Source organism: Microcoleus sp. D3_18a_C4 (genome assembly GCF_036702415.1).
In the GTDB taxonomy this organism is placed as follows: domain Bacteria; phylum Cyanobacteriota; class Cyanobacteriia; order Cyanobacteriales; family Microcoleaceae; genus Microcoleus.
Genome location: NZ_JAUBTI010000072.1, coordinates 24,675 through 35,231, shown reverse-complemented (window position 1 = coordinate 35,231; position 10,557 = coordinate 24,675). Strand labels below are relative to the sequence as shown.

General features: G+C 47.1%; 7 protein-coding genes and 3 tRNA genes. 5 read left to right on the top strand and 5 right to left on the bottom strand.

Annotated features, from left to right (window positions below; translation table 11 throughout):
- Positions 1–136: 136 nt before the first annotated feature.
- Positions 137–2,299, bottom strand: coding sequence for a CBS domain-containing protein (locus tag QUB16_RS24215; RefSeq protein WP_333320060.1), 2,163 nt, complete (start codon positions 2,297–2,299; stop codon positions 137–139).
- A gap of 145 nt (positions 2,300–2,444) precedes the next feature.
- Here QUB16_RS24215 and QUB16_RS24210 point away from each other — a divergent pair, with 145 nt between their 5' ends.
- Positions 2,445–5,003 carry a PhoD-like phosphatase gene (locus QUB16_RS24210; protein WP_333320058.1) on the top strand — a complete coding sequence of 853 codons (2,559 nt, stop codon included), beginning with the start codon at positions 2,445–2,447 and terminating at the stop codon, positions 5,001–5,003.
- Between the two features lie 120 nt (positions 5,004–5,123).
- The gene (locus QUB16_RS24205) at positions 5,124–5,363 is read left to right on the top strand and encodes a hypothetical protein (RefSeq protein WP_333320056.1); all 240 of its coding nucleotides are present in this window, start codon (positions 5,124–5,126) and stop codon (positions 5,361–5,363) included.
- Between the two features lie 153 nt (positions 5,364–5,516).
- Here QUB16_RS24205 and QUB16_RS24200 read toward each other — a convergent pair.
- The 4 genes from QUB16_RS24200 to QUB16_RS24185 form a co-directional block, all read right to left on the bottom strand.
- Positions 5,517–5,588, bottom strand: a tRNA-Thr gene (locus QUB16_RS24200).
- A 73-nt stretch (positions 5,589–5,661) separates the two neighbouring features.
- Positions 5,662–5,743 (bottom strand) — tRNA-Tyr (locus QUB16_RS24195).
- Between the two features lie 194 nt (positions 5,744–5,937).
- Positions 5,938–7,758 (bottom strand): ABC transporter ATP-binding protein, encoded by a 1,821-nt coding sequence (locus QUB16_RS24190; RefSeq protein ID WP_333320055.1) that lies wholly within the window; start codon positions 7,756–7,758, stop codon positions 5,938–5,940.
- A 430-nt stretch (positions 7,759–8,188) separates the two neighbouring features.
- Complete coding sequence (locus tag QUB16_RS24185; protein WP_172188980.1) at positions 8,189–8,329, bottom strand: hypothetical protein; 141 nt, start codon at positions 8,327–8,329, stop codon at positions 8,189–8,191.
- Positions 8,330–8,547: 218 nt separating this feature from the next.
- On the opposite strand from QUB16_RS24185, the gene QUB16_RS24180 reads away from it, so the two are divergent.
- The 3 genes from QUB16_RS24180 (at position 8,548) to QUB16_RS24170 (ending at position 10,543) form a co-directional block, all read left to right on the top strand.
- Positions 8,548–8,619 (top strand) — tRNA-Gly (locus QUB16_RS24180).
- 249 nt (positions 8,620–8,868) lie between these two features.
- Complete coding sequence (locus tag QUB16_RS24175) at positions 8,869–9,273, top strand: hypothetical protein (protein WP_333056560.1); 405 nt, start codon at positions 8,869–8,871, stop codon at positions 9,271–9,273.
- 4 nt (positions 9,274–9,277) lie between these two features.
- Positions 9,278–10,543 (top strand): glutamate-5-semialdehyde dehydrogenase, encoded by a 1,266-nt coding sequence (locus tag QUB16_RS24170; protein WP_333320053.1) that lies wholly within the window; start codon positions 9,278–9,280, stop codon positions 10,541–10,543.
- Positions 10,544–10,557 lie beyond the last annotated feature (14 nt).

Genomic DNA, 10,557 nt, shown 5'->3' with positions numbered 1-10,557 from the left:
TCCAAAAAGGACGGGCGGGACGCCCATCCCACAATAACAATTAAAATTGTAAGTTATTTAATTCGCGATCCTTAGTCATTTCCAATTCTTCAATCTAAAATCTAAAATCGAAAATCGAAAATCCTATGGCTGCTGACTAATGACGACTGACGATCGGAATCTCGATCGCAAATTCAGTGCCCCCTCCAGGTTCCGAAACGCAGTTGAGCCGCCCCCCGTGCTGTTCGACAACTAAATGGTAAGAAATCGACAGTCCCAACCCCGTGCCCTTACCGACTGGCTTGGTAGTAAAAAACGGGTCAAATAATTGGCGGCGAATCTCCTCGGTTATGCCCCGCCCGTTGTCGCAAATGCGGATCGCCACAAAATCGCCACCAACAACTTCAGTACGAATTGTAATAGTGGGAAAAGTCAATGGAGAACTAGGATTTGATAGGGGTGAATTTTTCCCACCTCTCTTGGCCCATTCCCCTTTCTGGATTTCTTCATCCAACGCATCAATAGCATTGCCGATAATATTCATGAACACCTGATTGATCTGACCGGCACAGCACTCGATGTTGGGCAAATTGCCGTATTCTTTAATAATATGAATAGGTGGATGTCCGCCGTGGGGTTTGAGCCGGTGCTGCAAAATCAACAAAGTGGTTTCGAGTCCCTCGTGAATGTCAACGAATTTGATGTTAGATTGATCTGATCTGGAAAAATTACGCATCGACACAACTATTTGGCGGATGCGCTCGGTTCCAACTTGCATAGAAGACACTAGCTTAGATAAGTCTTCTACCAAAAAATCGATTTCCATCTCTGCGGCTGCTTCCCGAATTTCCGAGACAGGTTCGGGATAGTGCTGCTGGTAAAGTTCCAAAAGTTGGAGCAATTCTTTGATGTAGTGGCTGGCGTGGGAAAGGTTGCCGTAGATAAAATTAACAGGATTGTTAATTTCGTGAGCGATACCGGCAATCATTTGTCCCAAAGAAGACATTTTTTCGGTTTGCACTAATTGAGTTTGAGTTTGCTGCAACTTTCGCACAGTTTGCTCTAATTGCTGCGCTTGATTTTTCAAGCAAGTTTGCTTTCGCCGCAGCACTTCTTCGACTCGCTGGCGCTTGATAATATCCCGTCTCAACAATTCATTGGATTCTAAAAGTTGAGCGGTGCGTTCTTCAACTTGTTTTTTTAAGTCGTCGTGAGCTTGGCGCAGGGCTTCTTGGGCCCGCTGCCGCTCTAAAATTTCTTGCTGCAAAAGTTCGTTGGCTTTCTGCAATTGGGTGGCTCGATCGTCCACTGCTTGTTGCAACAGCTCGATCGTCCCATACATTTCAGATTGGTTAAAAACTTGCGGCAAACTTGTCTGAGAAACAACACCCAAAAGTTCTCCCTGGCTGCCAACTACTACCAAACGGCGGACGCAGTGCCGCTGCATGGACTGGTGCACACTCCAGAGGGAATCGGCCGGAGATATGCAAAATAAAGGCGCACTCATGGCCCTTGCGGCTGGGATTTCCGAGAGGTTGAGTTCGAGGGCGTGAAACTGCACGATGTCGCGCTCGGTGACAATGCCGATCGGAATTTGATAATTTTGTGTTGGTGCGATCGCCCGATCGGGATGCTGAGTTTGCTCTTTGACAATGACGACGGAACTAACTCGATGCTTGACCATGAGCTGGGCTAAATCGAGGGCTGAGGCAGTTTTTGGGGCCCAAATGACTTGGTGCGTCATGACATCTGCTGCACAGCGCAAATTGGTTAGCAAGTTAATCGGTTGCAGGGCTTCGTGAATGGCTTCGCGGGTGATGATGCCGAGAAGTCGCGAGTCCTCGTCCACTACGGGCAAATGCCGGATGGAGTGCTGGCGCAACGTGAACATAGCTGTGAAAATATCTTGAGACTCGGATTGTTTGAGGGTAATGGGCGATCGAGTCATTACGTCAGCAATTGTCAGTCCGACTGTACAAGCTGCGACGGTAGTTAGCTTGACGATATCCCGTTCTGTAAAAATGCCGATGGGCCGATTATCTTCGACGATTAAGACGCAACTGCGCTTGGCTGCGCTAGCAACAGCGTTTTGTTTTTCGCCACAAAGGTGACAGGAGACGCGCATCGGGTTCATGAGAGCCAACACTTGGGCGATCGGGGTTTCTGGAGCCACGGTGAGGGGGTGGCGGTCGATCGCCCGATCTAAAGGTGACGAGTAGAGCGGCCTGCTGTTGGGGCGTCCAGCGGGTTCTGATGATTTAATTACCGACAACTGCGGGGCTGAATCTAGGAAATGCTGTAATTGTTCTTCTTGTAGCATGATTATTAATTTTAGTTAATGAATTGTTACAATTTTGCAGACTGGGGTTGGCAGACTTAGCATTAATTAAGCCGGTGACAGATGCTCGATCGCCTAAAATCTGATTGCTAGAACACTCTTATTTAATTTTTATTTTTTAAATCCTATGTCGTGGACTCCCTTAAGTCATCGAATTCATCACTTGCCGCTGATCCTTGCGGGCCCGATGTTGCGCCGGACTGAAAGTCGGGCCGTGACAGTTTGGCTGGCTCTGAAAGCACCCCGCCAAGTCGAACTCAAGGTTTATTCGACAGAGGGCGGAACCGGCGAAATTGTCGATCGGCTCTTGCTGCAAGGTGCGAACTCTACCGTGCAGCTCGGCAAATACCTGCACGTAGTCGCGGTGACTGCTAAACCAATTAATAGCAATTTCTTGACATCGGGGCAAATTTATGCTTATGACATCGAGTTTGCTGGGAGTAGCGAGTCGAACGTCGGGGGTGCAGTCCCAGAAAATGAGAAAGAAAATCTCATTTCTTGCCTGTGGCCTGCCGCCCCTGATTTATCGGCTTTGGGGCCGGAGACGATTAGTTATTTCGCTCACCAGTTGCCCACTTTTGCCCTGCCGCCGAACGATTTAAACTATTTGCGTATCGTTCACGGTTCTTGTCGCAAGCCGCACGGAGACGGCAGAGATGCGCTGCCAATCTTGGATAATTCGATCGAACAGTTTGCAGGAACGGCAAATAGCAGGCCCCACCAACTGTTTTTAACGGGCGACCAAATTTACGGCGACGACGTTGCCGATGCCATGCTGTGGGCTTTGACTGACGCTGGCGATACACTGTTGGGCTGGGAAGAAAGTCTACCCCTGATGGATGATGCCCAAATAAAAAAGAATTTGTGTATCAGTATACCTAAAAATTCGGAAAACGAAAATGCAGTTGGCCCAGAGAGGGAAATTTTTATAGAGTCGCCAATTCAGAAACCGTCTGATGCTGAGTATGAGTACAAAAAACCAATTGAGTTACAGCCGGGGACTCGCAGCGATATTGCTAGAGATTTTGGCGGCTTTACGGCGATGTTGGTGAATCAATCGGACAAGTCTAAAAGTCACTTGTTCAGTTTGGGGGAATATTGCGCGATGTATTTGTTAGTTTGGTCGCCGGTACTCTGGTGTACGAGTTTTCCGAAGGGTAAGGATATTTGTCCAACTTCTAAGCAGGCAAAAGTCTGGGATAGAGAAGTTGTTGAACTTGACGGTTTTGCTCGCAATTTGTGGAGAGTGAGGAGGGCGCTAGCGAATATTCCTACTTATATGATTTGCGATGACCATGATGTTAGCGACGATTTTTATTTGAATCGAGAGTGGTGTTACCGGGTGCTGGGAAAGCCGCTGGGCCGGCGGGTGGTGCAGAATGCTTTGCTGGCTTACGCTGTGTTTCAGGCTTGGGGAAATACGCCCGCACAGTTCGATCGCGAAAAACCGGGAGATAAATTATTAAAAGCTGCTGAAAAATGGTCTGCTTCGGCGGGGACTGATGTTTCTGCTTGGGAGAATGCGGCTTCGTATTTGGGAATTCCAGGACTCGATCCGAAAACTCATTTGCCTAAGTTGAAATTAGATGAAGATGTTTTTATTTTGGATCGGGATGGCGCGGGTGTAAGTGAGGTTTTGAATTGGCATTTTACTGTGAGAAGTTTTAAGCACGAGGTGATTGTGCTGGATACGCGGAACTGGCGGGGGTATCCGGTGGAAAGCCCGATCGAGCCGCCGATGCTTTTGACTCACAAAGGTTTTGAGGATCAAATTCAGCAGGCTTTGAGGGAGACTGATTTGCTCAATAAAACTGGGGAGTTTGAGATTGAGGCGACGGTGGTGGTTGTGCCGACAAATTTGGTGGGTTTGTGGATTATTGATGTGGTGCAAAAGTGGGATGTGGCACAGGGGAAGGTTTTTAGTAGTGATGCGGGGGATGCTTGGAATTTTAATGAGTTAGCTTTTGTGAAGCTGTTGGTGGAATTTTTTAAACAGCGCGATCGGGTGATTGTGTTGAGCGGGGATATTCACTATGCTGCTGCTGTGCGACTGAGTTATTGGTCTGATTGTCATTTTGGCGATTCTCGGCCGAATATTGAGCCTTTGACGAGGGACAATTATCGGTCAAATTGTCACAATTCTGTGTTGGCGCAGTTGACTGCTAGTGCTTTTATCAATGAGGAGTGGAAAACGCATTTAGTTCATACTAAGATTAAGTCGCTGTTTCCTGAGCGATCGCACGAATGTTTGGGATGGAATGAGCCACTGGAATTAATGAAGATTTCGAGGATGAGCAGAAAGAAGGCTGTGGCGGCTGGTCTCAGAAATAGACAATCTCTGCCTGATTGGGGCTATCGGATTGACTGGGTTAAACGGCAAAGAGCTCGGGTATTTTTACAGCTAGAAAAGGGAACTGCGTCAGATAGATCGCATAAAAATAAACAATTGTCACGGCTGCATAGGTTGTGGAATTTTATATCGCTGTTGTGGCGCAATCGCTGGCTGCAAGAGGGTGATGAGATTGTGGGATATAGCAATATTGCGATCGTCAGTTTTCAGTGGCCTGCTGATGGTGATGGGGAAAAAGCGGTGATCCAAAATGTTTATTGGCGGCCGCTTTGGGAGCCGAATAGTGTGGTTTACAGTCAATATTTTGTGCCACTGGGATTGGATGAGGATGATTAGATTCACGATTTCTTGAAGAAGTCGGGGATTTGGATATGGGTACAATATTGTGATCAGTTTGTGGCAGTGTCAGCCGGGGGTGAAACCCCAGTCTCATAGCTAAAGTCGATTGGAACTGAGATGTTTCACCATTCTCAAGAACAGGCTTTTCGGCCCGTTCCACAAGAAAATTCATCTCTTGTGGAACAGGCCGAAAAGCCTGTTCCTAAAAAAGTAATTGAGAATGGTGCAATATCTCAGTTGGAACTGAGATGTTTCACCATTCTCAAGAACAGGCAAGATGCCTGTTCCACAAAGAATAAGTTTTATTGTGGGGAGTCGCAGAATTTCCAGAGCCAGCCGACTTGCTCAATCAGTTAAAAGCCATACGCAAAAAGTCGAGGGCCAACTTGGCAGATATGGAACTCGTTTTGGACATACTAGAAAACCATCAGCACGAAAGTTGAGCCGAAAACTAACCTTCTTGCTGTGCAATGAACCTGAAACCCTTGGTGGATATACTATAAATTAGGAAGCCCGTGACGAGATTTGAACTCGTGACTTCCTCCTTACCAAGGAGGTACTCTACCACTGAGTTACACGGGCATAAAAAATTAAGAACCTCCAATTAAAAAATTAATTTTTAATTCTTAAATTTTAACTTTTTATTAAATTGAGGTGGGCCGAGCTAGATTTGAACTAGCGTAGGCGTAGCCAGCGGATTTACAGTCCGCCCCCATTAACCGCTCGGGCATCGACCCATTTCCATCACAGTTATACATCCTAGCACCAGAATCTTTATTTGCAACATTATATTTAAAACTCTAATCATTAAGGTGAGAACACATAAGTGAGTTAGGGGCTGACGGGAAAATTGAACACTGTTTAAGGTGTGCATTGCTAAGTCTAGGCTGGGTGCGTGCCCGGAGCACCCTAAGTCTAGACTAAGAAATCCCTAATTCACTAATTCCCCGGTTTCTTGCAGGGAGTGCAGGCGGCGGTAAATACCTTGTTGACTCAAAAGTTCTTCGTGGCTGCCAACTTCGACGATTCTACCGCCGTCGAGTACGACGATCGCATCGGCTTCGCGAATGGTACTCAGTCTGTGGGCAATAATTATGGTGGTGCGCGTACCGAGGATATTTCGCATGGCTATCTGGATCGATCGCTCGCTTTCATAGTCCAAACTAGAAGTAGCCTCATCAAAAATTAACACATCCGGCTCCACCAACAGCGCCCTCGCAATCCCCAACCGCTGCCGCTGACCGCCGGACAACCGCATTCCTCTCTCCCCGACCACGGTATAGTAACCTTGGGGCAACAGCCGCACAAAATCGTCTACCTTGGCAATGCGACAAGCATCCTCAACTTGCTCGAAAGTTGCATTTCTGTTTCCGTAAGTCAAATTTTCCAGCAAAGTACCGTTAAAAACGTCTACTTCTTGGTGGACAATGGCTAAACGCTGCCGGTAGCGAGTCACGTCTAAGCTGCAAATGTCTTCGCCGTCGATCAGAATGCGGCCGGAGTTTGGTTCAAAGTAGCGAAACAGAAGTTTAACTAAAGTCGATTTCCCAGAACCCGATCGCCCGACTAATGCTACAGTTTGACGGGGATGAATCAACAAATTCACATCTTGCAAAACGGGTTTTTGACTGTCGTACCCGAATGTCAAACCGCTGATCTCAACTTTGCCGGTAAATTTATAAGGTGGCTGTGCCGATCGAGCATTTTCTGCTAAATTAACCGCATCCACACCGTCTGGCGTTTGCATAAACTCGTGGAACCGGATCATTGAAGAATAACGCCGCGCCAATAATTCGGCGATAATGCTAATCGGACGCAGTTGGGAATATGCCATGCTTGCCAACGTGTAAAGGGTAACAAAATATCCGAGGGAAATTTTGCCTCCTACCGTTTCTGCTAGGCTAAAACCGAGAACTGAAAACAAACACAACTGGACGATCGTCTGCTGGTATGTCCCCAGGGTGACGTATCCTTTGTGAATGCGGTTGATCACGACTTTTAATTCGCGATCGAGTCTGGTGGTTTGCCTTTTGAGTTCATCGCTTTCTGTCGCAAAAGCTTTGACTGTTTTGATGTTGGTGATAATTTCCGAGTTGCGGCTTTCGGTATCTTCGATGTATTCATCCAGAATTTCTTCCCGCGCAGTCACCTGTTGCAGGCCTTTGAGGGTGAAACTGAGGATAAATAGGAATGAAACCACAATTAATAAGCCAATCCGCCACTCAATTAAGCAGATAACGGCAAAAATGCCGATTAAGCGGACGACTTCGGGGATGAATTCGCCGGCAATTTCTGGGTAAGTCCAAGTATGGTTGGCGATGCCTTTGGCGATGCGGCTGGCAATCCGTCCGGCGTTGTTTTCGTCGTAGAATTCTAGGGGTAAGGTGAGGATTTTGCCGATCGCACTTCTCATTCGATCGCGTCTTGCCCTCAATGGTATCGCCCAGTGGAACCAATTTCCCACCCACGGCTGTACCGGTGCTTTGGCGACTGTTACCAGAAAAATTATGCCGAGCAAGACGGATAGCGATAATATTTTGTTGGGTGACTGCTGGGTAACAGAGGCGATCGCTGCTATGAGTTTTTGCGTTACTGTATCTGTAGGTTGACCCGACAATACGTTTAATATTTGACCGATCGCATAAGGAACAAGCAAATCGGCTAGTGCCAAAACGCTGGATGCGCCTATGCTGTAAAGTGATATTTTCCAGTAGCGACTGTAGTATTTGAAGATGTCCTGAAAGCTTGCCATAAATTTTTGTTGAGATACAACCCTTGCAAACACTTGCATTTAAAACTGCGTTCTCGGCGCGCCGTGTTTACAAGTGTACTACAAAAGTAGTCGATCGGGAAGTCAATCGATTTTAGATTTTAGATTTTAGATTTTAGAGGCGACCCCACGGATAAATGCTCTTTCTTGAGGATTTTAGATTTTAGATTTTGGATTGATTCCACGGATAAATCACGTGGCGGGTACCACCTTTGAAATTCGCTTGTCATCTCGGCTCATGCTAGCGACTCACCCGATCGGGTGATTTATGGCAATCATTCGATCGTCAGCAATCGATCCGCATTCCTGGGCAATAAACTCAAGACTAAGGGCAAAAAATGCAAAAGACAGAATTTTTCTTAAATTCTGCCTTCTGAGCAATGCCTTATAAGTTTTACGTTTGAGTAGTCTGTTAGCTGAAGGTGTAGGCTGATTGCAGCGCCCACCAGATCAAGAAGCCGATTCCGCCGGCAATGACAATCGCCGAAATGGCGATCGCTATAGGACTGTCAGCTCCCTTGAACTTCATGATTCCGCGATTTAAATCTGACATGACAGTGTTCTCCCACAATTCCAGCTTGATTGTAGCTTTGCCGTGGGCCGATGGCGGTCAATTTTCACGGCAATTACTGATTTGGTTAACGATATGGCTGCTGAAATTGCAGGTGGGGAGTGGGTTTGGGGGGGTTTACTGGGTTTGTGAAAAAAACTTACTAAAAAGACTTGACAAATTTAGAGAATTGAGACAATATTGTTAATACCGCAGGAAATGCGGGTGTAGCTCAGTGGTAGAGCGTCACCTTGCCAAGGTGAATGTCGCGCGTTCGAATCGCGTCACCCGCTTTAGAAGATAAACAAAATCAAGAAAACCGGAAAGTAGATAAAGAAAGTTTTCGGTATACTCCTAATGATGGTTGAAAATACCTAAGTTAGTGGTAAGATTGAATGCAGAACTTGCAAGTCAAAATTGCCGATCGGGCGAGATCTCGGAACAGGCAGTTGAAAGCCTCGCTAGGGCGGAATTGACAAGTTTGATTAAGTGGATATGTTAACGATTATTTTTGCAAAAACGCTTTTTTTATCCGATCGCTAGTGCCATCTCAAAAAGCTCCAAAGATTGACTTAAACGATGAGTACCCCTGTCCTTGCCGACGGCGGGGTCGTCTAGTTCCCATAACGTTGACAGAAGCCTTTGGCTGCAACCGCTGTCAACAAATATTTGTATTGGACGAAAGTGGAGACGTGATCGAGCAACTATCAACGAACTATCCTTACAAGCAGGCTTGGCGGTGGACGGGCCACCAGTGGAACAGAGCGCATCCGGGTTTGAAGGCCCATTATTTGCCACTGGCTTTGGGTATGATATTGGTGCCGCTAGTGATTTGGTTGCCCTTGGCGCTACACTCGCCGGGCCCGAATATTATTCTGTGGGCAATGGTCGCCGTGCTGCTAGCAATGCTGCCGGCGCTGATGGTATGGCTCGCTTACAGGCGTTAGCTAGATGATAATAGAGGATTTTACCCATTCATCAGATGCCGCAAATGTCGCGCGTCGCGCTTATCAAGCTTCTTTGGAGTTGGCGGCGACAAAGAGTGCCGATCGCGCGGCAGCTTTGCAGGCGATGGCGGGCTCGCTGAAACGCCGACAAAATGACATTTTAGAAGCAAATACTCTGGATCTAGAAGCGAGTCGGGACATGGCGATTCCCGAGTTGATTGTGGAGTGGCTGAAGCTGACGCCGGAACGGATCAAGACAACTGTGCAAATTCTGGAACGGTTGGGGGAAATGCCAGATCCGATCGGCAGGGTGATCAATGCTTCTTATCAGGTCGATCGGTGTCAGGTTTACTGTCAGTCGCTACCACTGGGGGCGATCGCTCTAATTTACGAGGCGTTTCCAGAGTTGGGGGCGATCGCCGCGGGTTTGTCTCTCAAAAGCGCTAACAGTTTGATTCTCAAAGGCGGCAGCGAAAGCTGGCAAACTAATACAGTAATTGGAGAAGCTTTGGTTTCGGCGATCGATGAGGTCGGTTTGCCATCGGGATGTTTGCAGGTACTGCCGCCGGATCGGGGCGCTTCGATCAGAGAATTGGTCACTCAAGACCAATATCTCAATTTAATTATTCCCTACGGTAGACCAAGTTTGGTGCAGCAGGTGGTTAGGCTGTGCACAGCACCAGTTTTGAGGTCGGCAATGGGAAATTGTTACCTTTATTGGTCGCCGACTGGTAGTTTGGAGATGGCAAGGTGGATGATTTTGGACAGCCATCAAAGCGTGCCCGATCCTGTTAATGCGATCGAGAAAGTGCTGATCGATCGCAACCAAAAGCCTTCTTCCTTAGTCAGGCTGTGGAACAGTTTAAAAGAAAAAGGCTTTCAAATTAGCGGCGATGCGGATCTTGTTGCAGATTTCCCAGAGTTGAAGCTGGCGGAACCATACGAGTGGACTCAACCGTATTTAAACAAAACCATAGCGTTTAAAGTTGTCGATAGTTTAGAGATTGCGATCGGCTGGATCAACCGCTACAGCAGCGGCCACGCTGACTGCATTGCCACTGAATCTTACTTAGAAAGTCGCCAATTTGCTCTGGATGTTAACAGCGCCTCAACTTTTATTAATGCCTCACCTCGGTTTTGGCGCTATCAAAATCGGGGAGATGCGATATTTTTGGGAATGTCCAACCAAAAAGGTTATCGCCGGGGATTGATCGGGTTAGATACGCTGACGACAATTAAAGAAATTGTTCAGGGAAACGGACTTTTTTAATTTTATAGGTTATT